Source organism: Methanofervidicoccus abyssi (assembly GCF_004310395.1).
Lineage (GTDB): Archaea > AGJL01 > Methanococci > Methanococcales > Methanococcaceae > Methanofervidicoccus > Methanofervidicoccus abyssi.
This window is the reverse complement of sequence record NZ_BFAX01000003.1, coordinates 326893-352034: the sequence shown is the minus strand read 5'-3', so window position 1 is coordinate 352034 and position 25142 is coordinate 326893. Positions and strand designations below refer to the sequence as shown.

Sequence of the window (25142 nt, the reverse complement as noted above, 5' to 3'; positions counted from 1 at the left end):
CCTACTTATTAAACTATATAATAACTTTTATATACTTAAACTATTGATAACTTTTATATAACTTTTCTTATATGTTTTCAACTCCTTGAAATTTCTATTAAAGATCTTTTATTAAAATATTAAAATTTACTGGTGAAATACTAATGCTTATAGTGGAGAAAACAGAAGAACTGAGGGGAACTGTAAATGCACCACCTTCAAAGTCCTACACCCACAGGGCTGTAATATGTGCATCCTTGGGAGACGGAATATCGAAGATTGTAAATCCCCTCAACAGTGAAGACTGTCTATCATCTGTAAATGGCTGTATGTCCTTGGGAGCCATGATAGATATAGAAAGTGATACATGGATTGTGGAGGGGAATTACAACAGTCCAAAGACACCTGATAACGTTATAGATGTTAAAAATAGTGGTACAACTTTAAGGATACTTACAGGTATTTCCTCTCAGATACCTAAGGGCTACGCCATATTAACTGGAGATGAATCCATAAGAAGAAGACCTATGGGTCCACTGTTAGATGCATTAAATCAACTGGGTATTGAAGCTTTTTCTTCTAAAATGAATGGTACTGCCCCTGTAATTGTCAAAGGTGGTAAGATAGAGAATAATGTTGTAAGAATAAGGGGAGACGTAAGTTCTCAATTCATCACATCCCTCATGATGACGCTACCTTTCTCTCAAGAAGATAGTGAGATAGTATTAACTACGCCTTTAAAATCTGCTCCCTACTTAGATATAACGATAGATGTAATTGAGAGGTTTGGGATAAAGATAATAAAGGATGACGAGAAATATGGAAAGTTTCTTGTATATGGGAATCAGAGGTATAAGTCCTGTAATTATACAGTTGAAGGTGATTACTCCTCCGCCTCCTATATCATTGCCGCTGGAGTACTTATAAACTCTAAAATTATCATAAAAAATCTTTTTAAAAACTCTAAACAGGGAGATAGAAGGATAGTTGATATTCTAAGGGAAATGGGTGCCGATATTAAAGTAAAGGAGAACAGAATAATAGTAGAGGGACCTTATCACCTGGAGGGTATTTCGATAGATGTAAAGGATATACCAGATCTTGTACCTACTATTGCCATCTTAGGATGTTTTGCTCGAGGTAGGACTGAAATTTACAACGGAGAACATGTCAGGTTTAAGGAATGCGACAGGTTACATGCCTGTGCAGTGGAGTTAAGAAAAATGGGTGGAGAAATAAGGGAAAAACCTGACGGCCTTGTAATAGAGGGGGTAGGAAAGTTGAAGGGGACGAAGTTGAACACCTATGGAGATCACAGGCTTGTAATGGCATTTACAGTTGCAGGACTTTTGGCAGAGGGAAAGACTGTAATTGAGGGAGAGGAGAGTGTAAAGGTGTCTTTTCCAGATTTTATCTCTGTAATGAGATCTCTTGGGGCTAATTTAGTTGTTAAATAGGTGATACTATGGAAAATAAAAAAGAGGTGATAGGATATATAGTAGGAGAAACTACTACTACAGAGGTTACCTTTCTATCAAACTCAGACAAAATACCTGAAGTAGGTAGTTATGTGTCTATCGAGTATCCAAATGGAAGGGAAGTTTTAGGTATGATAGAAGGGGTTATGCAAAGTTGTCCCATTCTCGACGAGGTGTTAAGTGTAGAGGATATACTAAAATTGAGAAAATTGGAAAAGGAGGATTCCTACCTGGTTATAGGTAAGATAAAGATATTGGGGGATGTGGAGGAGAAGAAGATACCTAAGATACCTCCAAAACCAGGTACAGAGGTATATTCCGCCAGTGAAGAGATTTTAAAAAAGATGTTCTCCACAGGAGATATAGAGATTGGAAAATTACTATCTAAGGATATACCTGTAAGGTTAGATGTTAATAGGTTATGCTCTAGACATTTGGCAATATTGGCTATTACGGGAATGGGAAAATCCAACACCGTTGCAGTACTTCTTTCAGAGTTAAACAGGTTGAAGGCCACAGTACTTGTTTTCGATGTGCATGGAGAGTATAGAGATATAGAGTCCTACAACGAAAATAACAAGTTGAGAGTTAATATTATAAAGCCGAAGATAAACGTATATGAGATAAGTAGTGACAGTTTGGCAGATCTCGCTGGAGTGGATGTTGCAGCTACGAAACAGAGGCTTTATATTAGGAAAGCTGTAGATAACGTAAAGGAGAAGTACAGGGAAAGTGATCTTCAATCTGCAGAAGATTATATAAATCTGATCGTGGATGAATTGGAAAGCTTCTTGGAAGAGAGTAAGAGAGACGCCAATAGTATTTACACTGCAATATTTAGACTTAAGGATATGTTGAAGTTTAAGGGACATTTAATAACCTTACACTACAACCCTATAGAGAAGATAAAGGAAAACTATATCAATATACTACCTTTAGAGGGCTTAGATGAAAACGACATAGATATTATTATATCTTATATCTCAAAGGAGATACTGATGGACAGAAAGAAGGCACTTAGAGAAGGCTGTCCAAAACCTATATTTATAATACTCGAGGAAGCTCATCTCGTTATTCCAAAGTATAGAAATACAAGATCAAAAATTTATATATCCAGGATAGCAAGAGAGGGTAGAAAATTTGGAGTGGGTTTATGTTTAGTGTCTCAGAGACCTAAAACCTTGGATCCCGAAACTCTCTCACAGTGTAACAATCTTATCATCTCAAAGTTAATTGAACCTCATGATCAACAGCATGTACAACAGGCCTCAGAGAATTTAAGTGAGGACCTCCTTAAACAACTCCCAGGCTTGAACGTGGGAGAGGCTATAATAATAGGCCCTGCCCTACGTATTCCAGCACTGGTTAAGATAAACAAATTTAACGGTAAATATGGAGGGGAAGATTTAGATATTGTATGGATATGGGAAAAATCCTACAGTGAAAGAAGTAGAGAAGAGGAACCTTTGGGAGATTACGACGGTTTGGATTAATTAACAATTATTATATCTTAAATACTACTTTGGTAAAACTACAGGGTAATACAAAGGAGGACAAAAAAATAAAAAATGATAAAAAAGTTCATCTAAAAATCTAAAAACTTATGAGCCCACTTTCTAAGATGGTATTCAAAATTTTCGCCTTCTTCTTTTATCTTATGTGTATCTATTGGAGGAATCTCCAACTCAAAGTCTAACCCCATGGCACTTCTACAGAAACTCTCGTAGTCTATCTCTATCTCAGGTATAAATCCTCTATCATCCCCACCTTCTCCCTTTTTAACACCTATTACCTTTATACCAATCTTCTCCCCTATTTCCCTAACCTTCTCAAAGATCTGGAAGTTATAAACTCTGTTTAATATTATACCCCTTACGTCTACCCCCATGCTCCTTAAAAGGGAGTAATAACTTAAACCTTCTACAAAGGCCCCTTCAATACCTCCTTTACTACAGGAAGATATAACATACACTGGAAAACCTAAAAGTTTTGACACTTCAGCACTACTGTAGTTCTTTTTCCTTAGAGCACCTGTGAAGGCACCCATAACCCCTTCCACTATATAGTACTCATAATCAGATTTCTCAACAAACCTTAAAAACTCTTCAACATCACACCATCCCCTGTCTCCAATTTTTATACTACTATACTTCAACATAGGCTCCCTTAAGATATAGAGGGATGGGACGATATCTCTAACGTCGGGACCTATCTTTGCAACGAACGTTTTCCCATCTAACTTGGAAACTATACTAGTTAATAAAAAAGTTTTTCCAGATTGGGAACCTGTAGATAGGAGAATTATTCCTCTTTTTTTGTCATCCTTTTTTTCTTCTTTGTGTCTTTTTCTATTGGAGTATATTACAGATTTTCTTTTCAACTTCTCTTTTAGATTCTTATTTTTATTCAGTATATTTTGATACTCCTTTTCATCTACCCCTAAACTCTCCAATAAACTCTTCTTTATATTTTTATTGTCTAAAAATCCATGGACCATAGTACCGTATATATTCTTACGATAAACCCCCGAAACCATATAACGTTTCTCTTCAAGGTATTTATAATTCAACTTTTTAACCTTAGATACTGTAAGTATTTTCACCCCCTTACCTATCTTTATATCTCCGTATGTATGACAGTGGAACCCATCTCCTCTATCTCCAACTTTTCCAAAGATACAGTTATCCATCAATTTAAACTCCACTCTATCTGTACATATTAAAGGAGAGAACTCCACATCTAACAGGCCTAACCCTTCCCTGAATATAGGATATTGGCTTTTCCTCCCTATATCAACCCTCTTAGAGAGTATCTGAAATCCACTACATACACCAAATAGTATCCCATCGAATTCTAAGAGATGTTTTTTTAATTCTTCGTTTAGGGAGAAACTCTCTATAAGACTACCCCCCGGTATTATCAACATATCTAAATCTTTAATAGCATGAATATTATCTTCATTAACTATTAAAGTAGGTAGATCTCCAAAGTTTTCAAAACATGGAAGGGATCCTTTTATATCCAGTATTCCGATTTCCATAGTTAACTCCATATTTTTTAATTTTTTAAAGGGATAAGAGAAGTGTTTTATTTAAAGTTTATTGCTGTTCTCTTAAGATAGTCAATAATTAAAAATAAAATAATGGTTAAATAAATATTATTATAATAAAAAAATAAAATAAGATAATAAAAAGAAATAAAAAAATACTACGATGGATACGAGAAATAGAACGAGATTCCCAATAATTCCTTAATAATATTAGTTGCCATTTTTATTTATAATTATTATAATTATTGTCATTTAGAAACTTCTCGATAACCTTCATAAGGATTAGAAATTTTCTTCCTATAGTATTCAGCATCCTTAGAGACTTTTCTATTGTATATGGACCCTATTCTCTCTATGGTGTCAAGCACCTTTACAGTATTCTCTAAGTAGTTGTATATATCTCCCGGATAAGTCTGAAGGTTCAAAGTATTGTATATACACTTAGATATTTGTAGTGGTGTTTTTCCACTTATCCTCAGATTAATTATATACCTAGAGAAGTATTTGACAATATCCTCCTCTATCATCCCTTCGAACTCCATTATCCAGGGTAGTATTCTATCTCGCAAATTTCTATCTGTTATCTTATCCATATTCTCCTTTATTATCTCGAAGGCATCTATAAATTTCGTAGGTATATTAACGTTGATAACCTTACTTATCCTATTTTTAAGGCCCATTGGGATATATATTCCCTCAAATGGATTAACTAAGGGTATTAGGTCTAAAATTGGAAGATCTAAATTCTTCCTTATAACTTCAGCATCCTCGGGGTATAGAAAAGATATTCCTGTAAAGTAGCCGTACTTAGTAACAACTATATCTTCCTTCTCCTCTACCATCCCGTACTTCATAAGTTTGCCAAGTATATAGTCTAAACTGTAGTTACTCCCCATCAAAGGTACCTTAGATAGTAGTTCTCTCTTTCTATACCTTTTAATACTATCGTAATACCTTCCATATCTCTCGATGGTACATAAACTTGCCAGTATCTGCTCCATCTCCTCTTTCTCCTCGTAAATTACACCTACATCCTCAGGTTCAGAACTTAACAGTTGGAATGCTACCTCATCTTCACTTCTCTCCATCTTGGCATGATACCTCTTACCTATCTCTATCAACATATACACTTTTCCTGTATCGTGCATCCCCTTCCTACCTGCCCTCCCACATATCTGCTGGAACTCCGAAGGGGTGAGCCAATCACCTCCCATGGCTAAACTCTCCAAGATGACAGTTGAAGCTGGAAAATCTACTCCTGCCGCAAGGGCTGCAGTTGTAACTACACACATAATCTCCTGATTTATGAACTTTTCCTCTACAATTCTCCTCCTCCTGTATTCCATACCTCCATGGTAGTATTCAGATTTTATACCTTTAGAGTTTAGAAACCTTGAAATGTATTCTGCTCTTTTTCTCGAATATGTGAATATTAAACTCTGTCCCCTATAACCGTACTTAGATCTTACATTGAACTCCCTCTTTACTATCTCCCTAATTGTGTTAAGTTTCTGATACTCGTTTTTAGCAAATACAATATGCCTTTCCAAGGGCACTGGACGGCCACTGTACATTATAAGATGGGCACTTAGGTGTTTAGAGAGTTCCCTTGGATTTCCTACAGTAGCGGAGAGGTATATCATCTGCATATTCTCTCCCATCCTCTTAAGAAATCTCAACCTACCTATAAGTCCATCTAAACGGGCCCCTCTCTCTTCCATATTCAAAGAGTGAATTTCGTCTATTACAACAGTTCCAATACCTCTCAACCTACCGGATCTTATAAGGTAATCTATACCTTCGTAGGTTCCAACTATGATATCACTGTCCAAATCAGTATTAACATCCTCCCCTCTCCCCTCATACAGCCTTCCAGTACCTACCCTTAAACTTACACTCAGTCCTATCTCCTTGTAACGCTCCCTAAATTCTAAATATTTCTGATTTGCCAGGGCTACTAAGGGTACCAGATATAAAAACTTCCCCTTACCTTCAAGAATATTCTTTATACCTGCCAACTCTCCTATAAGTGTCTTTCCAGAAGACGTGGCCGAAGTTACTATGAGATCCCTACCTCTTAATAACCCTCCCTTAACTGTAAGGGTTTGCACAGGTAGTAGTTCCTTTATTCTTCTCTTTTTTAGTATTTTCTTTAACTCCTCTGGAATATCCAACTCGTCAACTTTGTAGTTCCTAATACTGTCTTCTTCGTCCCCCGTTAAAACATCGTATCTCGTTAATTCAGGATTACCTACAGGATTCTTAGATGTTAGTAGATCTAAAACCTTCCCTACATCCTTTAATCTCTTAAGTAACTTCTCTATGAATTTTTCCCCAATATTTACCTCCTCTTTAACCTCCTCAACAGCACAGGTTAGACATATATATCTATTGTTATACAGAAATCTATCTTCATTTAATATGGTATATCTTCCTTTGATCAAGCAGTAGGGACATAACTCCACAAGTTCATACTTTATATTTTTACTTTTCAGAAACTCCTCTAACTTCAGCGATTCCTCCTTACTTAGAAGTACCTTATCACAGTTCCTCAGAATATCTACTACCTTGGAAGGTTGTATAGGTTTTATATTTCCATCCCTTTCTTCCCTACATCTGTATAGATCTATCCTCTTACCTACTTCCCTAAGAAGACAGTGATATTTAACATTATTTTTAATATCAAAGATTTCCACTTCTTCCTTCTGTTTCTTCTTTTTCAACTTTCTCATTATTATCAAGGCTTTCACCTGAAGATAGTATTGGTAACTCCAATTGTTATCATAAAAAATTCTATATTATAATAAAAATGTAGGTAAATCTTTACACCATATGTAATACATAACCTATTAAATTCAGGATTATATAGAGAGAAATTCACTCGCTCCTGGATATATTGAAAAGGTATAGATAACAAGAAAATATTTTAATTGTTGTATTAAAACAGCACAATAAACAAAACTAAATTAGTAACAACTATTTATATGTAGTATGTAATATAAAAATAAAAAAATAAAAATAAAAAATGAAAGATCCTAAAAAAACTGTTAATACCCTAAATTAAAAAGTAAAAATTAAGCCCTTATTCTCTGGGTTACATCAGTACTAAAAAGCAGAATAGAATTCTGTTAATCTTTTTTTCTATTATTCTATTTTATTATAATTTTTAAAAAGTTTATGTGTCTAACTAATTTTTAAGTATTTAAATAATAAACAATATACACTAGTTAAAAACTACAAGGATGGGAATATGGATATCGAAGATCTAAAGTATATAGAGAAAAAATTAGGTAGAAAACCTAACGATATTGAAATTGGGATGTTCGAAAACCTCTGGAGTGAGCACTGTTCCTATAGAAGTACAAGAAACATCCTTAAGTTATTCGGTAAAACCATAAAGGATGACCAGAACATAGTCATAGGGCCTGGAGACGACGCTGCTGTAATAAGGATTGATAGAGAAACTGGCCTATGTATAGCACTGGCAATGGAAAGTCATAATCATCCTTCTTATATAGATCCCTACAACGGTGCCGCCACAGGTGTTGGGGGAATAGTAAGAGATGTTATTTCTATGAATGCAAAACCTATTGCACTTCTGGACTCTCTTAGGTTTGGGGATATCGAGGGAGAGATGGGAAATAAAGTCAGATGGCTTGTGGAAGGGGTGGTTAGTGGTATCAGTGATTATGGAAATAGGATCGGCGTACCAACTGTAGGGGGAGAGTGTGAGTTTCACAGATCCTACAACTACAACAACCTTGTGAATGTTGTCTGTATAGGGATTGTAAGAGAAGGGGAAGTTATAACGGGAAAGGCCAGGGATCCTAACCTGTCCCTTATACTTGTGGGGAGTACCGGAAGGGATGGAATAGGTGGGGCCTCTTTCGCTTCTAAGGACCTCACAAGTGAGAGTGAGGAAGATAGGCCAAGTGTCCAGATCGGAGATCCCTTTGTAGGTAAGTGTTTAATAGATAGTGTATTGGAAGCATGTAAAACTGGAAAGGTAAAAGCTATAAAGGATCTAGGGGCTGCAGGACTTACCTCTGCATGTTCAGAGATGTGTTACGGTGGAGGTGTTGGTGCAGAGATACACTTAGAGAAGGTTATCTTAAGAGAGGAGGGAATGACACCTTACGAGATACTAGTATCAGAATCTCAGGAAAGAATGTTGTTGGCAGTTGAGAGGGGAGGGGAAGAAGAAGTAATAGAGATATTTAAGAAGTACGAACTTCCAGCCTCTGTTATAGGTTGGACTACAGATACTAAGAGAATTATAGTTAAGATACATGGTAAGAAGATCGTAGATCTACCTCTAGATCTACTCTGTGGAGCACCACCTATAGAGAGAAGGGAGAAACTCTGTATATTTGAGGAATATATAGATAGTAATAGGGTTGAAATGCCTGAAGATCTTGGAGAGGTACTGTTGAAACTACTTGGGAGTCCAAATATCGCTTCGAAGATGTGGATATACGAGAGATATGATTACGAAGTACAACTGAGAACTGTTGTAAAACCTGGAATGGATGCTGCAGTACTTAGGTTTATGGAATGTCCTCCAAAGGCATTGGCACTTACAACAGACTGTAATCCTAACTTCTGTAAGTTAAACCCCTATGTAGGTAGCGTATATACAGTATGCGAAGGTGTTAGAAACCTTGCAACTGTAGGGGCAAAACCTATAGCAATGTTGGACAACTTAAACTTTGGAAATCCAGAGAAACCTGAAAGAATGTATCAGTTGAAGAAGTGTGTAGAGGGATTAGCCAACTGTGCAGAGTTTTTCAACATCCCTATTGTAGGAGGCAATGTAAGTCTCTACAACGAAACTGTAATAGATGGTAAGGAGTATCCTATAAATCCAACGCCTACTATATGCCTGGTAGGTATCGTAGATAACGTGGAGATGGTGCCTTCTATATACAGTAACGTGGAAGAGGGAGATGTTATTATAGTAACAAACGAGACGAAGGATGAAATGGGGGGAAGTGAATATTTCAGATACATTCATGAGATCGAAAAAGGTATCGTACCAAGGTGCAACTTGGAGAGGGAGAAAAAGATATACGACACAGTGATTGATCTCATAGGTAAGGGGCTGATAAGTTATGCAACTGACTGTTCGAGGGGAGGTTTAGGTGTAGGTGTAGCAAGACTCTGTATTATGAACAAGATAGGTGCAGAGATATATCTGGGGAATTACAATAAAAACAACCTAAGGGATGATATACTTCTATTCTCAGAGACTTCAGGGAGGATATTACTTGTTGTAAAGGGGGAGAATGTGGAGGAAGTTCTTAACGCCTTAGGTAAAAATGGATATATTATTGGAAAAGTTGGAGGGGGCTCTTTGAGTGTATACAGTAGAGATAAGGAGATCATCAACTTAGGTATAAAAGAGATGAAAGATGTTTATGAAAAGAGTTTTCCTAAGATAATGGGAGATGTCGAATGATCATAATAATTATAATAAAAAACTGTTAATATTCCTAATAAAGAACAAATACAGTGAAAAAATAAATTAACACTTTTTATTATTATATTATATCTTATAGACTTACACCTCTAATTTTTATTGTTGTTTACTATTATTTTTATAATATTACTAGGTATATTATTTATTTGTTAATTTTGTCAATAGACAAAACCCTGCTTAAATCTACATTTTCCTCAATAACCTTTGCAATCTTTTCAAAATTATTCTCAAGGGTATCTTTATAGTTATCCCCAGTTATGGGCTCAAAGCCCTTTCTCTTTCTTACAAGATTTACAATAAAGTTTCTAAATTTATAATTCTCAAATATACCATGAAAGTAGGTGCCTATAATATAGGATTTGTTCCTACCTTTTCCAACCTTTACTATCTTTATAGCACCGTCGAATCCCTTCCCATCATTTCCAAAACCTTTTACCACTTTAATTAAAGGCTTCTCCTGAGATACAGTAATACCTTCGTGGAGTTCATAGCCAGATACTTCAAAACTTTCCCCATCTATCTCTAAAATACCATAGGAGTTCTTTATCACCTTCTCGTTTCCAAAGATAGTTTCTATGTTGAAGAGTCCAATACCTTCTATGGTACCTACATCTCCTTCACTGAAGTTACTATCTATCAATATCTTTCCAAGGATTTGATACCCTCCACATATACCGATTACAATACCTCCTCTCTCTACAAACTCCCTTATTTTCCTATCCATTCCATGTTTCTTTATCAATTTCATCTCGAGGGTAGAACATCTAGTACCTGGTAATATAAGTATATCTCCTGTAATGTCGTCCTGGAAGTCTATAAGTCTTATAAAGGTATCGTTAGAAAGAGGGTTTATATCTGTGAAGTTTGCAATCTTCGAAAATCTTATTACATTTATCTCCACAGGACTTTTTGGATTACCAAGTACTTTCATATTCTGAATAACTTGGCTGTCTTCTTCGGGAAATACAAAATCCTCTCTGTAGGGAATTACGCCTAAAACTGGGATCCCTGTAAGTTCCTCTATTTTCTCTAATCCTTTTTTCAACACTTCGGGATTCCCCCTGAACTTATTTATCACAAATCCTTTTATAAGTTCCCTCCATTTCTCAGGTAGAAGGGACACTGTACCGTATAGGGATGCAAAGACTCCTCCTCTATCAATATCTGCCACTAAGATAGCATCTCCTCCCACCATCTCTAAAACCCTAAGGTTTGCAATATCATCCTCCAAGAGGTTGATCTCACAGCAACTTCCTGCCCCCTCCATAACTACGTAGTCGTAATTTCTATCTAAGTACTCTAAACTCTCTCTTATCTTCCCTAAGAAGAGATCTTTATTTCTTCTGTACTCGTTGTAATCCATATCTCTATAAGGCTTTCCATGGACGATAACTTGGGATACGAAGTTTCCCTTAGGCTTCAAAAGTACTGGATTGAAGTGGATAGACGGCTCAGTCTTAGCCGCTAAACTTTGAATGTACTGAGCAACTGCTATCTCCCCTTCTTCCTTGGAAACTCTCGAGTTTAAACTCATATTCTGGGATTTAAAAGGTGCTACCTTGTAGCCCCTATTTGCAAGTATTCTACACAGTCCTGCAACCATTACAGTTTTTCCGCAATTTGAGGAAGTGCCAACTACCATTAGGAACTTCGCCATCCTTTCACCAGGGTTTAACAGTTATAAAAAAGTATATAAATGTTAATAAATTAATAAATATTGAAATTGAATAAAAAATATCAGGTGATAGTGATGGAAAATGAAATATCAAAACTTATAGATACTCTATGTGATAGGGAGTTAATTGTAAGGTTTACCTTAAATAAAATCTTGAAGATATCAACATTCAAGATAGGTAGTATGGAGTTACGGGGCGAGTTTGGTATAAGTTTTAGAAATATAGAAATTGCTAATAAGTTAGAAGATGTAGAAAAAGAAGAAAAAGCAGAAGAAAAAGCAGGAGAAGGTATTGAAATTAACATAGAAGAAGTAGAAAAAGAAAAGAAAGAAAAAAGTGAAAATAGGGCAGTTGAGTAACATCACTCTTTTTTTTAACTATTTTACTATTTTAAATGTTTTATAAATATTTTTTTATTTGGGTTTAAACAGTCATATTTAAACAACAGTTAGGTGATATAAGATGGTATTACTACATTTATATATTTAACAGGGATTACTATGGGAGATCTGGAAAGATATCTAACTTCTACTCCTGTAAAGGAGATTATGGCAACAGATGTTATATACGTCTATCCAGAGGAAGGGATAGTAAAGGCCTTTGAAAAACTTCTGAAGTACAGAATAAGTTGTTTACCAGTAGTCGATAGGGATGGAAAGATAGTTGGAATAGTTACCACTACAGATATTGGACATAACCTTATAGAGGATAGATACACCTTGGATACTACAGTTGGAGATGTTATGACTAAGGAAGTAGTTACCATAAAACCAGATGAGCCAGTGATCAACGCTATAAAAAAGATGGATGAGTATGGAGGTAAGGAAGAGATTATCAATCAACTACCTGTGGTAGATGAAAACCGTGAATTAGTTGGAATAGTATCCGATGGAGACATAATAAGGTTTATATCGAGATGTATAAAAAACACAGCCCATTAAATAATCTCTAACAAGTAAGTTATTTAAGTATTTATACTCCTTTTAACTCCTTTTAATATATTTTTTACTTAATATATCCTAGTCTCCATTGGAGTGATAGTAAAAAATAGAGATAATAATTGATGGGAGAGATTTCTCCGTAATATAAATTATAATATAACTAAAAAGTGTTTAAAAAATAAAAACTCCCTATCGAACATTGAAGGAGAGAGGATTCAATAAAGTTAATACTAAATTGTATAATACTAAATTTACTATATTATAACATCCCTAAATACTTGTGTATCTGCGGGGTGCACATTACGTTATCTTTGAGATACCTTCCACAGAGTTTCATAACTTCCAACAGTTTTCTCTGGGGAATAGGTTTAATATTGTCATTTATCGGAGTTACAGGTTGGATGCATAAGGTAATATCACCTATATCTGAGATATCTTTTGCAACACTTTCAACAACCTCTGGATCACAATCTTCCATAACAACTACCTTGGCGTATACGTCTGATCCCATACTGTAGAGTTTTTTGATAGACCTCAATTCTAACTTGTAAATCTTCCTATATTCTTCTTCATCCAAACTTCTGAAGTGTTCAGGTAGTTTTATATCGATAGATGCATAGTCGAAGAAGAACAACCTCTCTGGATATATTCCGTTACTCTCTAGATGAATCTTATACCCCAAATTCCGAAGTTCCTCCGAGTATTCCTTTAATATTTTGTGGTGTAGTAGTGGCTCTCCACCTGTAAAGGATACTGCGAAGAGATCTGGAGTTTTTAAGTGATTTACTATCTCTATGAGGTCCCTTTCTATATGTGGATATTCCTGAAATACACCACTTCCTGGGCTCTTTTCAACCCTGGAAGGCATATTATTCTTTATATTCTCATCACAGTAGATACATTGAAGTGGGCAGCCTCTAAATCTTATAAATATGTATCTCCTTCCTATGTATTTACCTTCACCCATTATGGAGGAGAATACCTCACTTATCAAAGGATCACCTGTTAGATATCTACTATATATTTTATAGTATATCTTCCATCCTTTTCTTCTATCTCCATTTTGTGGTATGTAATTGCTTTCACCTCTTCCTTAGGAGTATGTTTTTTCCTATTCAACTCTTCCCCATAGGCAATACATTCCAAACTGTATCCATCATTTTCTTTATCTCTCTCTATCTTTATATCGAAATCTGAAAATACAATACCTTCACTGTCCCTTATTATTAAGATCTCTGTTAGGAAGTCGTAGAGAAGACTGTAGAGATCCTCCGATTTAACAGTGATCTTTTTTCTAACTTTTCTCTCAACAGTGTTTATATCCACCATCAGGTCGGTAAGTGCTCTTGCAGCCTCTCTAAACGCCTCTTCAAGAGTTTCTCCTTCAGCAATAACCCCCATATCTGCCATAGTTCCAAAGTATTTATACATGGGATCACCAGTAGTATAGTAATGGCGTTTTTAAGTTGTTCCTAATATATATAATCACGGTAAGGAAGAATTATTAAACTTTAGTTTCCTTAAAGTAGTAATTAAAAAATTATAACTATAAACGATTACGAATAAATCTATCTATACTAAACAACTATCGAAGAGTAAAAAAATAATTTATTATAAAAATAATTAAAATTAAAAATAAAGAACATCATATAAAAATAAAATCCAGTCTATATTCCTGAACCATCCGAGTAATAAGGAAGTTAGGATTTAACTAATTACTCTTTTTCTCAATTAGCCAGTTTCCCAACAACAGTGCATCACCTACAATCCTAAAAGTCCTTATTCCGTCTAATTCAGTGCATACTATAGGTTCTCCATGGATGTTGAAACTTGTATTTAAAACCACTGGAAGATCTATGCACTCATAGATATATTTTATAGTATCGTAATATACTTTGTTGAAACCCCTCTTTAAAGTTTGGGGCCTCGTTGTGTTATCCACATGTACTACACCTTCTATTCTCTCCCTAACTTTCTCCCTAACCTCAAAAACCATAGTCATAAAGGGGCTGTATTTAGGATCTATTAGGTAATCCTTCACATGTTCGTAGAGTATAGTAGGTGCAAATGGCATAAAACTATCTCTCTTCAGTAATCTACTAAGTTTTTCTCTGTTTTCCCGAGTTGGTAGTGCTACAATACTCCTATTACCTAATGCCCTTGGGCCAAATTCCATCTTTTCCCTACATATACAGAGGATCTTATTCTTCAGTATAAGATTTCCCAAGATTTCAGATATCTCCCTCTCCTCTAGATATGTAACTCTGTAATCCTTGAAGTATCTCTTCTCTATTAACTCTTCTACTCTTCCATCTGAAATATTGTATCCTAGGTATGTATCCTCTAGATCTACTCTATCTTTTTTTATAAGTAGAGATGATCCTATCGACAGCCCTTCATCTCCCATAAAGGGAGGTATATACACATCGTACATCTCTCCTATCCTCCTGTTCAACTTAACATTTTGAGCTACACCGCCACTGAAGACTACTTTATCGATACCTGTTTCCTCCGAGAAATCTCTTATCATCTTCAACACAACATCCTCAAGTACCCTCTGGGCATACTTTGCCACATTCACCTTGGTTCTAAAGTCCATATTCGCAGGATCTATGTTGTAATTTTTAAGTATTCTACTCAATACCTTTGTAGCTTCATAACCTACAACCCCAAGGTAATTCTTAAATGACTTTATCCTACTCTCGTAGTCTATAATAACACCTATATCTAACTCTTCCCCAGGATAACTGGAGAGACACATCACCTTACCTTCATCCTCCATAGGTTTAAAACCTAAAACCTCCGTAATCGATGCGTAGAAATCTCCAAGAGAATCTATTATATCACTTTGAGCTATAATCTCCAAACCTTTTTTACTACCTATGGAAACTGTTGCAGAGAGGGAGTCTCCTCCACCATCTATGGTGACAACTAGACACTCCTTAAAGTCTGAGAGTTTGTAGAGTGCAGCGTGACATAGGTGGTGGTGGAAGTAGAGTATGGGAATGTCCAATCTCTTCTGGAATTCCTTTATAGCTCTCAACCTGCCTCCTCTCCTGAACATCCCTCCAACTGTGATAAGATCTATATCCCTATCTCCTATTTCTCCCAGTATATAACCTACAGCATTTGAAGGAAAGCCTCTCTGATTTTTCTTTCTAGTGAATCTTTCCTCACTTATCGCGTATTCTATGCATCTATCTGAGATTAGGGAGACACTGCTGTTATGCCCATCGTGGATGCCCAATATCATACTACTCCCTACTTCTTTTCCTTCTCCAACTCTCTATAGAAAAGAGACTGTATCTTAGTTATAAGTCCAGATACTATATATAGGATGGAAAGTACAATTATTCCCTTTCCCCAGGGGGTTACAGGGGTGATATCTCCATACCCCACTGTAGTTAGAGATATTACTGTAAAGTAGAAGGCATCCGCAAAGTTATTTATATTTGGATTTACCTCGTTCTCCACCAGCCATATAAAGCTAGATATTATAAAACTGTAAGTTAAGATGGTGATAAAGTTTATTACCTCACGACTCAATCTAAGATGTTTAAACTTTATAATCCTTAGAAGTATCAGGATTCTAACTGCGTTGATTATCCTCAAACTGACAATTGCATTTGTAGCGTATATCTGAAGGAAGTATAAGATAAAAGCCCCAATAACTACAGCGTCGATTATATTGTAGATATTCCTTAGGAAGTTTAACTTATCCTTACTACCTATTAACTTATAGAAAAATTGAAAGGAAAGAATTGATATGGATGCAAAATCTAACTTTAGGAAGATATACTCATAAGGTGGGTTGTAGGTTGAAAGGATAAAGGAGATAAGTATCTCCAAGGTACATAATATTCCTATTATCTCAAGAGTGTTGTATACCTTAGGACTGTATATTCTCTCTTTGAGGGAACTTAGGGATAGTCTCATCTTATCACAAAAATATTATTAATTTTTTTACAGATTTTTTACTAAAATTCTTGAAAAAATTTAACAATTAGTTATAAAACTAGATAAAATTAAAAAATACCTTCTTAAAACCTATCTTTTTTCCTAATAAGAGAGAGTGTTAAAATTTTCTATATTTTTATATAGCGTTTATTACTTTTTTCAAGTATTTAACGATTTTAAGAATTAAAGTATTCTATATTATTTTATAATTTAGTGACTATAATCTATAATCTATTTATAATTTTTATAATAATTATTATTAAAAACAAAAAACAAAAAAATGAGTAGAGAGTATGGTAACCTACAGAGATGCTGGAGTGGATATATATAAAGAGGATAGAGTTATAAGGGCACTGATATCCCAAATTACCTTTAAAAGGAATGATAGTTTTAAACCCTGTGAAGAACTTATAGGACACTATGCTGGTGCTATCGAATTTGGAGACTACTATCTTGTACTCTGTACAGATGGGGTTGGAAGTAAGATGGTTGTTGCTAAGATGGCAAATAGATACGACACTGTAGCCATAGATATGATAGCTATGAATGTTAACGATGCCATCTCCATAGGGGCGGAGCCTGTTGCACTTGTTGATTATATAGCAGTTGAAGATATAGATGAAAATATAGCGAGACAGATAGGTAAGGGGTTAAATGAGGGATTGAAGGAGGCGAATATAAGTCTAATTGGAGGGGAAACTGCAACACTTCCAGATATTGTAAAGGGAATAGATATTGCAGGGACAGTTTTAGCCGTTGTAAGGAGGGATAAGGTTATAACTGGAAGGGATATTAAGAAAGGGGATGTTATAGTAGGTCTTAGAAGTAGTGGGATACACAGTAATGGACTGTCCCTGGCTAGAAAGGTGTTCTTTGAAATTGGAAATATGGATATTCATCATGAACTACCTCATGGAAAAACTGTTGGAGAGGAGTTACTAACACCTACGAGAATATATGTAAAACCAGTGTTGGAGATGATAAAAAAGGTAAAGGTTAAAGGTCTCGCCCATATTACAGGGGGAGGATTTAGGAAGTTGAGAAGATTAAAAAAAGATGTTGTCTACCTCATAGATAACCTACCTGAACCTCACCCCATATTCAATGAGATTCAGAGAGTAGGAAACGTCCCAGATGAAGAGATGTTTAGAACCTTCAACATGGGCATAGGTTTCTGTGTAATAGTGGATAAAAAAGATAGTGAAAAGGTTATAGAGATCGCCAACCATCACAACATTCCTGCCTATGTTATAGGTAAGGTTTTAAAGGAGGTGGAGATAGGAGATGAAGTAATAAAAAATAAAGTAGTTGTAAAGTATAAAAATAAATATATAGTAATAGAGTAATAATTCCTAAACAGAATTTTTTAAATTTAAAAAATAATTAAAAGGATAATTGAAATTAAAAAAATAAGAGATCCTAAAACTGTTAATACTTAAATTAAAAAGTAAAAATAAGCCCTTATTCTTTGGCCACATCGAGTACTGAAAACAGTATAGATTTTGCTTCTTTTTCATTATATAAAAAAATATATCTATGAGTGCATGGATCTTCCAGTGGTTTTAAATACAAGTTTCTTTTTTGCTAATTTTTATTATTTTTTTACTATATTTTTAATGTAAGTATAAGATTTTAATATTCTTTATATATCACGAGAAAGTTTCTAACCTTTATTACCGTTTTATAAAACATCCAGAGAGATAGAGGTATAAAGACAGATTTAATAACAAGGTGGCCCTATGGAAAGAGTGTTAAACAAAATATACAAAATCCTTAATGGAGAGGGTATGTATATTCCAGAGATACTCAAGGTATTTCCCTATGTAAATAATGAGAAATTTAGGAGATACTACTCTCTACTCTCGAAGTTATGTAATAAAAATGTGGTGATGCACTGTTTGGCTGTGTCTCTTTACACCTATGAGGTTGGTTTAAAATTAAAGAGAAAAGGTCATAATGTAGATCTAGATTTGGCAGTATTTGGTGCCCTTCTTCACGATATAGGAAGAAGTAAGACCCATGGTATAAACCATGGTATTGAAGGGGGGAGGATAATAAGGGAGTATAACTTAGGTGAAAAATTAGCTCTAATAGTGGAGAGGCACATTGGAGGAGGAATACCAAAAGAGGAAGCTGTTAAGTTAGGATTACCTCCAAGGGACTACATCCCTACGACACTGGAGGAGAAACTTGTAGCACACTGTGACAATCTAATAATTGGTACAAGGAGGGTAGATATAAATGTTGTAGTGGAGAAGTTCAGGAGGAAATTATCCTGTGATAATATAGATCATCCTGTAATACTGAGGATTGTAAAGTTAAACGATGAAATTAATCTACTATTAGGAGAAGAGAAACTTTGTCATATTGAATGTGATGTAGAAAGATAATATACCAAAGGTCATACATATAGTACCACCTACTACCATTCTACTAAATTTTAAACCGAAGAGTGGGATAGTAAATAACATTCCAAAGATTCCTGTACCAATCTGGATGATCTCCATACACTTTGCAATCTCTTCCGGTGTTACTGGAGTTCTACCAGGTACCAAGGTTGCAGTTATATTTAAATAACTTCCAATGATACCTGCAGTTGCAGGGACTACTCCACAGAGTATTATTAACCCTACTGCAAGACCGTTAGCAGTAACACTTAACAACTGTGATCTTAGGTTTTGTAAATCCTCAAGGGTTTTTGCAAGAGTGGCTAAAGTTTTTGCCAACTCTCCCCCGTATTTTCTATTTTCAATAAGCAACCTCCCAACTAACCTAAATATCTTCGAATCCATGCTAGCTGAAACTAAAAGTACAGCATCTTCAAAACTTAATTTTTTATCAACAATTAATTTAACTATTTTTAAAAAGACTATGTCAACTTCTCTGATATTACTCTCAATGACTTCGTTGATAGCATCTACTACAGAGCGTCCAGATTCTAACGCCAATACCATTACGTAGAGAGCCTTAGGTAAGTTACGTTCAAACCTCTCTATTTTTATATCGTAGATAATTCTGGGAAGTAGAAATGTAGTAAGGAGGTACATAATAAGCAGTATCATAAAACTCTTTAAAGTGAGATTCAAGAAGTATTTTAATATAAGAGGTATTATTGTAGAGAGTACTATAGCTAATAGATATCTCTTTTCACTTATCTTAATACCACACTCCTTTAACAAAATAATATTTCGTCTTATTATACACAAGTATAAGTCGTAAAGACTTACCATTATTTCACTCGATTTTTAACTTTATAAATACTGCAAAGATGGCAGCTGATATAGGGGCTATCTTTGTCAGAATTAAATCCACTGTTTCTATTATACCACTGAAACCTGTATTTCCCTGAATTGCTGAAAGCATCATCCCTGAGAAAGGTAAAATTATACCTACACCAAATATTAAATTACCTAAATTTGTTATTTGGAACTTAGATGAATCTATTTTGGCCGTTGATTCTCTGAGAATGTCGTTGTATAAACTTTCCAAAAGTAACTGGGCACCTCCTTTATTTATAGCCACTATAAGTTGGGTATATAACTTTTTCATTAGAGGTATCTTAGTTCTAAATCTTGCCCTCTCTAATGCCTCTTTAAAACTATAGCCTCCTTTTTCGATATCGTAGATAATCCCTTTAAATTCAAAAGAAGGAATACCATACTCAGGGTTCTCTGCTATTTTTTTAACACACTCCTGTAAAGACATTCCAGCGTTTAGTGATGCTATCATATCTAGAAGTGTTACTATTATCTGGATTTTTATATCTCCTCGAAATAGTATGAGTTTTATCTTTGGATAGTATATTCCTGCAACTATTACCAATATAGTTGCAAAGAGTCCATCTATTAAACCTATAAATATATCATCTATGGAGTTCAAAAAGAATATTAAACCTACAACAATGGATATAACTATTACCTTCATGAAATACTTATTTATATCTTTAATACCTGCATATTGGAAATCTCTTAAAGAAGGTAAATATTTACTACGGATTACACAGTAGGAAAAATTTGTAATATAATCTCTAAGAATATTCATATAAGATCGTTCCAATAGTTCATCTAAGTCTATCTCTATTTCCTCTAATTTTTTTCTCTCTAAAATACTATCGTAATCAATATACTCCTGGATATCGTAGAATTTCATCATATCTTCATCAATATCTCTGTACTTATCAATTAGTTTTTTGATATCGCCTAGAGAAATTTTCTTTCTTTTTATATAACCTCGAGGCCTTCCAATATTTAATTTAAAATAGATCACATTATCTATAGTATCAATTATCTCTGAGAGATACTTTTTGATAGTCTCTAAAAATTCTTTAAATAATTCCTTTAACCTCTTTATAATTGTATTTGTCATCACATCACCGTGAAATCTCGCCCTTTAGGGCGGAGAAGGAAACCAACTCTTAAATTTAATATTTAAAGTTTAAACTGAAAAATATTTATAATTTTTTATATAAGTATTATTATTAAGCATTACCTTAGCTCCATTAAAGTAGTAATTAAAAAATAGAACATAAAAAAATTATTCCAACAGTTGTAGTTAAAAAGGTATAAAAGAGACTTTCTTTGAAATTGTTCAGGAGTAGAAGAGATGTATCTATATTCGAGGTAGATAGAAGTTTCTTGTTTTTAATTTATTATTTTTATAATTATTTTATATTATAATTATTTATTATTTTTATAATAGATTGTTGTTTTTATTTGGAACTGATGTATATGGCCTAATATCCTTAAATTACCTTAAATGAGAGCTGTGGATATTATATTGTGGTTAGAGCCTTATACTATTAAGCAATCTTTCTGGATCCTCCTGGTATCTCCTTATTAAATTACCTACACTTTTTATATCCCTTATATTGTTTCTAACAGCATACTTCAACACTTCAATTCTGTTAAGTCTATCTTCTATTAACTCCTCCCTAGTTATACCTGCAATATTACAAACCTCTTCTTCCCACATACAGATTCCTTCTCTTTTTATAGTATCCTCCACACTATCGTAAGTGAAGAGAAGTGTTTGTGATATATTTTCACCAGAACCACTGATTTCTATAACTTCCAATATCCTTCTAATAGTTTTTCTATTCCTTTTAATTCTCTGCTGGTTTATAATAAAATCTAAGGAAGATAACATGATCTTAGGTACATTCATCGGTGGGTTTATCAACCTATTTATAGCCTCACTTGCACTGTTTGCGTGGATAGTCCCAGAACAGTTAGAAACTATAATTCCCCAGTTACTCCCTGCTATATAGGTATGGTTGTCCTCCACTGTAAGATCGTATATATAACCGTTGTAGATGACTTCCTCGATAGAGACAACTCTATCCCAAGAGATATCTCCACTTAAAACATCTGAAACATTTAGATCTTCTACTACTGTATCTCCATTTCCAGCACTCTTGTTAACTATTTCCCATCTTTCATATTCCGTGCATCTCTTAGGAAGGGCTATATAATCCCCTACCTCCAATGAAGAAGCATTTACCTCGAAGATAACACCTCTTAGTACATAAAGTGGATGATCATAAGTAAGGGTTATCTCCCTGTTACTCTCAGTTTTTATTTTTAGAAGTTTTCCAGAATATCTTTTTCTCCATACGTGAGATATCAACTTATCCTCGATTTTTAAGGATCTCTTGTTGAAACTCTTGATGTATATGTTATCCTTAGATATATCTATCCATTCAAATCCATTATCCTCCTTTATTACTTTATATCCTTCCTCGAAGAACCTATCTACAAAGTTTCCTATCTCCACAACCGTCCCATCAGATAGGTATATCAACTCTTCTCCAACTAACGCACCGTCATGGCCAGTGTTCATGGCTACTAAAAGAGAGTGAGCTTCTTCACCTCTCACTTCTCCTACAAATATCCTATCAGGCCTCATCCTTAAGGCGTTTTTGATTAGATCATTCATGGTAATTTCGTAGCCGGGAACTCCAGGTCTTGGAGGTCTAGTTATCATCTTTATTACATGATCATGGGGTATCTGAAGTTCTGGTGTATCCTCGATGGTGACTATTCTATCAGTGTACATGGAGAACATAGATATTACGTTGAGGGTTGTAGTCTTACCAGAACCTGTACCTCCTGCAATTAAGGTATTTGCAGGTTTAGCTCCGAAGTATCCCTCTACAGCCTGCCATAGGAAGGCTGCAAATTCAAAGTTGAAGGTACCAAATTTTATAAGATCAACAACTGTTAAAGGATCTTTCGTGAATTTACGGATAGTTAAAGTATCCCCTTCTGGTGTAACCTCCTTTATGGTAGCATTAACTCTACTTCCATCAGGTAAAAATGCATCCAACATAGGAGTTCTGGCATCTATTGTCCTCCCTGCAATTAATGCTATACTTTCTATAATTCTTCTTAATTCTTCTTCATTAAAAATAATGTTGGTTTTACACATCTGGTATTTTCTATGGAACACGTAAGCGTATCTGTATTCTCCATTTATCATTATCTCTTCTAATCTCTCGTCATTTAGAGGTATCTCTAAAAACCCCAATTTACCAACAATCAAGTAGAAGTACTTTGCTAAACTTCTAATTTCAGCATTTTTAAGATCTAAATCATATTTCTCTACATAGTTTGATAAGTATCTATATATTTCACCGACACTGTTGAACTCTCCTTCTGATATATCAGTTTTTATTTCCTGAACACTATTTTTTGGTAATTTGGATAATATATTTAACATCTGATCAATCTCAGGTATTATATAATATATATACCCTTCTTCTTTTTCCAAAACTACCTCAAATTCCATATCTTCTATTTTCACAGTATAGGTATCTATAACTTTTGGGGACGTTATTTTAAACTTTTCAAATTTAACAGAAAATTCTTCTTTGGACTTCAATATTTGGGTGTTGTCTTCTTTTTCAATAGGTCTTTTAGTAACATCTGTTGATATATTAGTCTTATTATTTTGAAGAATGTCACTACCTATCTTCTCAACATCTATTTCATCTAAAATTTTACTTTTTTTAACAATGATAGGCGTAGGTTTAATACTTTTCTTTTTAATTCTATCAAATAGCCCCATGTTTCTACCTTCACTTCTTATTTTTTAAATATTTTTATCTATCAACGGAATTTATTATGAGTTTATTCATATTTATTCATATGGTATAATATAGTATAAAATAAACAATAAAATTGTACAATATATTTTTTACAGTGTAACATCTATATCCAAGTGTTCTGTTAATTCCTTATATCTATTCCTTATAGTTACTTCAGTAACTCCGGCAACATCTGCAACTTCCCTCTGAGTTCTCCGAGTTCCATGGAGTACACTGGCGATGTATATTGCAGCTGCTGCTACACCTGTTGGGCCTCTACCACTTGTTAGCCCTTTCTCACTGGCCTTCTGAAGTATAGCTATAGCCTTGGATTCCACCTCTCCAGGTAAATTAAGTTCAGAAGCGAACCTTGGGACGTAATCTATTGGACTTGTTGGAGCTAACTTTATATTCAACTCTCTTGTTAGGAACCTGTAGGTTCTTCCGATCTCCTTTCTATCTACCCGGGAGACCTCCGCAATTTCATCTAATGTCCTCGGAACCTTACATATTCTACAGGCGGCGTAGAGGGCAGCAGCTGCTACACCTTCTATACTTCTACCTCTAATAAGTCCCTTCTCTACAGCACCCCTATAGAGGATTGCAGCATTTTCCCTTACATTCCGTGGAAGTCCTAACTTAGATGCTATCCTATCTAACTCTGAGAGGGCATAGGCTAAATTTCTCTCCGAGGCATCTGATACCCTAATTCTCCTCTGCCACTTTCTCAACCTGTAGAGTTGAGCCCTTCTCTCTGCAGAAATATCTTTCCCATAACTGTCTTTATTCCTCCAGTCGATAACTGTTGATAACCCCTTGTCATGGATAGTGTATGTTATCGGAGCCCCTACCCTACTTCTTTTTACCCTCTGTTCATGATCGAAGGCTCTCCATTCTGGCCCTGTATCGAATAGATTCTGCTGTAAGACACATCCACAGTCTGCACATACAATTTCTGCCCTCTCGTAATCTTTAATTATATTCTTACTTTTACATATAGGACAGACTAATTCCTCTTCTTTTTCAAGAATAACATTTTTTGATTCTTTCTTATCTTTATTTTTTTCTTTTTCTACCACTTTCTCCTTTTCTATTACTTCTGTTTTCATATTTATGCACCGAGGATATTTTTCAACTTTATTAATTATTTTCTTCTATTGAAGCGTTTCCTCTCTCTCCTTTCATCTGAGATAAAAGCCTCCCCTCGGGTTAGTGCTACCCTCTTTGCAGAATCGTCTTTCGATACTATAGACACGTAAGGTTTATTTACTGGCCCAAAAACCTCATATACCTTTCCTAATATCTTCCTCTTAGATCGATCTAAAAAAACAGTAGATTTTAACTTTGGTTGATAATTTACCCTACCTACGATTTTTCCATTGGGAAGTTCATGGAGTATCTTTATTCTTCTCACGGTAATCCTCCGATTTAATTAACTTATAGATTTAGAAATATGGATATAAGTATTTTATATTACATATCTAATTCTTCCTTTTGTA

19 protein-coding genes are annotated in these 25142 nt (G+C 34.7%); 7 read left to right on the top strand and 12 right to left on the bottom strand.

Features of this window, described 5'->3' with window-relative positions:
• The first annotated feature begins 143 nt into the window (after positions 1–143).
• The gene (gene aroA / locus MHHB_RS04275; protein WP_131007360.1) at positions 144–1436 is read left to right on the top strand and encodes a 3-phosphoshikimate 1-carboxyvinyltransferase; all 1293 of its coding nucleotides are present in this window, start codon (positions 144–146) and stop codon (positions 1434–1436) included.
• A gap of 8 nt (positions 1437–1444) precedes the next feature.
• The gene (locus MHHB_RS04270; protein ID WP_131007359.1) at positions 1445–2950 is read left to right on the top strand and encodes a helicase HerA domain-containing protein; all 1506 of its coding nucleotides are present in this window, start codon (positions 1445–1447) and stop codon (positions 2948–2950) included.
• A 92-nt stretch (positions 2951–3042) separates the two neighbouring features.
• On the opposite strand, the gene MHHB_RS04265 is transcribed toward MHHB_RS04270, so the two are convergent.
• Both MHHB_RS04265 and MHHB_RS04260 read right to left on the bottom strand, forming a co-directional pair.
• The gene (locus MHHB_RS04265) at positions 3043–4497 is read right to left on the bottom strand and encodes an AAA family ATPase (RefSeq protein ID WP_131007358.1); all 1455 of its coding nucleotides are present in this window, start codon (positions 4495–4497) and stop codon (positions 3043–3045) included.
• A gap of 257 nt (positions 4498–4754) precedes the next feature.
• Complete coding sequence (locus MHHB_RS04260; RefSeq protein WP_131007357.1) at positions 4755–7247, bottom strand: DEAD/DEAH box helicase; 2493 nt, start codon at positions 7245–7247, stop codon at positions 4755–4757.
• A gap of 449 nt (positions 7248–7696) precedes the next feature.
• Between MHHB_RS04260 and purL the strand changes: the two genes are divergently transcribed.
• Positions 7697–9964, top strand: coding sequence for a phosphoribosylformylglycinamidine synthase subunit PurL (gene purL / locus MHHB_RS04255; protein WP_326830417.1), 2268 nt, complete (start codon positions 7697–7699; stop codon positions 9962–9964).
• A 163-nt stretch (positions 9965–10127) separates the two neighbouring features.
• Here purL and cobQ read toward each other — a convergent pair whose 3' ends face one another.
• Positions 10128–11642, bottom strand: a complete 1515-nt coding sequence (gene cobQ / locus MHHB_RS04250) for a cobyric acid synthase CobQ (RefSeq protein ID WP_131007355.1) — start codon at positions 11640–11642, stop codon at positions 10128–10130.
• A gap of 93 nt (positions 11643–11735) precedes the next feature.
• Here cobQ and MHHB_RS06465 point away from each other — a divergent pair, with 93 nt between their 5' ends.
• Together MHHB_RS06465 and MHHB_RS04245 are read left to right on the top strand one after the other, a co-directional pair.
• On the top strand, positions 11736–12020 hold the full coding sequence (locus MHHB_RS06465) for a hypothetical protein (RefSeq protein WP_153801565.1): 285 nt from the start codon (positions 11736–11738) through the stop codon (positions 12018–12020).
• Positions 12021–12161: 141 nt separating this feature from the next.
• A complete protein-coding gene (locus MHHB_RS04245; RefSeq protein ID WP_131007354.1) occupies positions 12162–12602 on the top strand; it encodes a CBS domain-containing protein in 441 nt (146 codons plus the stop codon).
• A 259-nt stretch (positions 12603–12861) separates the two neighbouring features.
• Here the strand turns inward: MHHB_RS04245 and MHHB_RS04240 are convergent, their stop codons facing one another.
• The 4 genes from MHHB_RS04240 to mvp all read right to left on the bottom strand — a co-directional run bounded on the left by MHHB_RS04240 (position 12862) and on the right by mvp (position 16538).
• Positions 12862–13596, bottom strand: a complete 735-nt coding sequence (locus MHHB_RS04240; RefSeq protein WP_131007353.1) for a 7-carboxy-7-deazaguanine synthase QueE — start codon at positions 13594–13596, stop codon at positions 12862–12864.
• 11 nt (positions 13597–13607) lie between these two features.
• Positions 13608–14033: an archease gene (locus MHHB_RS04235; RefSeq protein ID WP_131007352.1), complete on the bottom strand. Its 426-nt coding sequence runs from the start codon at positions 14031–14033 to the stop codon at positions 13608–13610.
• Positions 14034–14313: 280 nt separating this feature from the next.
• On the bottom strand, positions 14314–15855 hold the full coding sequence (locus MHHB_RS04230) for a carbamoyltransferase C-terminal domain-containing protein (RefSeq protein ID WP_131007351.1): 1542 nt from the start codon (positions 15853–15855) through the stop codon (positions 14314–14316).
• Between the two features lie 8 nt (positions 15856–15863).
• Positions 15864–16538, bottom strand: a complete 675-nt coding sequence (gene mvp / locus MHHB_RS04225) for a hyperpolarization-activated voltage-gated potassium channel (protein ID WP_131007350.1) — start codon at positions 16536–16538, stop codon at positions 15864–15866.
• 314 nt (positions 16539–16852) lie between these two features.
• On the opposite strand from mvp, the gene purM reads away from it, so the two are divergent.
• Together purM and MHHB_RS04215 are read left to right on the top strand one after the other, a co-directional pair.
• Positions 16853–17905 carry a phosphoribosylformylglycinamidine cyclo-ligase gene (gene purM / locus MHHB_RS04220; protein ID WP_131007349.1) on the top strand — a complete coding sequence of 351 codons (1053 nt, stop codon included), beginning with the start codon at positions 16853–16855 and terminating at the stop codon, positions 17903–17905.
• Between the two features lie 441 nt (positions 17906–18346).
• Positions 18347–18949 carry a TIGR00295 family protein gene (locus MHHB_RS04215; RefSeq protein WP_131007433.1) on the top strand — a complete coding sequence of 201 codons (603 nt, stop codon included), beginning with the start codon at positions 18347–18349 and terminating at the stop codon, positions 18947–18949.
• On the opposite strand, the gene MHHB_RS04210 is transcribed toward MHHB_RS04215, so the two are convergent.
• The 5 genes from MHHB_RS04210 to MHHB_RS04190 form a co-directional block, all read right to left on the bottom strand.
• Positions 18902–19789, bottom strand: coding sequence for a type II secretion system F family protein (locus MHHB_RS04210; RefSeq protein WP_131007348.1), 888 nt, complete (start codon positions 19787–19789; stop codon positions 18902–18904). The genes MHHB_RS04215 and MHHB_RS04210 overlap by 48 nt on opposite strands.
• A gap of 4 nt (positions 19790–19793) precedes the next feature.
• Entirely contained in the window at positions 19794–20924 is a 1131-nt protein-coding gene (locus tag MHHB_RS04205) for a type II secretion system F family protein (RefSeq protein WP_131007347.1), read from the bottom strand.
• A 417-nt stretch (positions 20925–21341) separates the two neighbouring features.
• Positions 21342–23624, bottom strand: coding sequence for an ATPase, T2SS/T4P/T4SS family (locus tag MHHB_RS04200; RefSeq protein WP_131007346.1), 2283 nt, complete (start codon positions 23622–23624; stop codon positions 21342–21344).
• 129 nt (positions 23625–23753) lie between these two features.
• Positions 23754–24752, bottom strand: a complete 999-nt coding sequence (locus MHHB_RS04195; RefSeq protein ID WP_131007345.1) for a transcription initiation factor IIB — start codon at positions 24750–24752, stop codon at positions 23754–23756.
• Positions 24753–24787: 35 nt separating this feature from the next.
• Positions 24788–25057 carry a Gar1/Naf1 family protein gene (locus tag MHHB_RS04190; protein WP_192893818.1) on the bottom strand — a complete coding sequence of 90 codons (270 nt, stop codon included), beginning with the start codon at positions 25055–25057 and terminating at the stop codon, positions 24788–24790.
• Positions 25058–25142 lie beyond the last annotated feature (85 nt).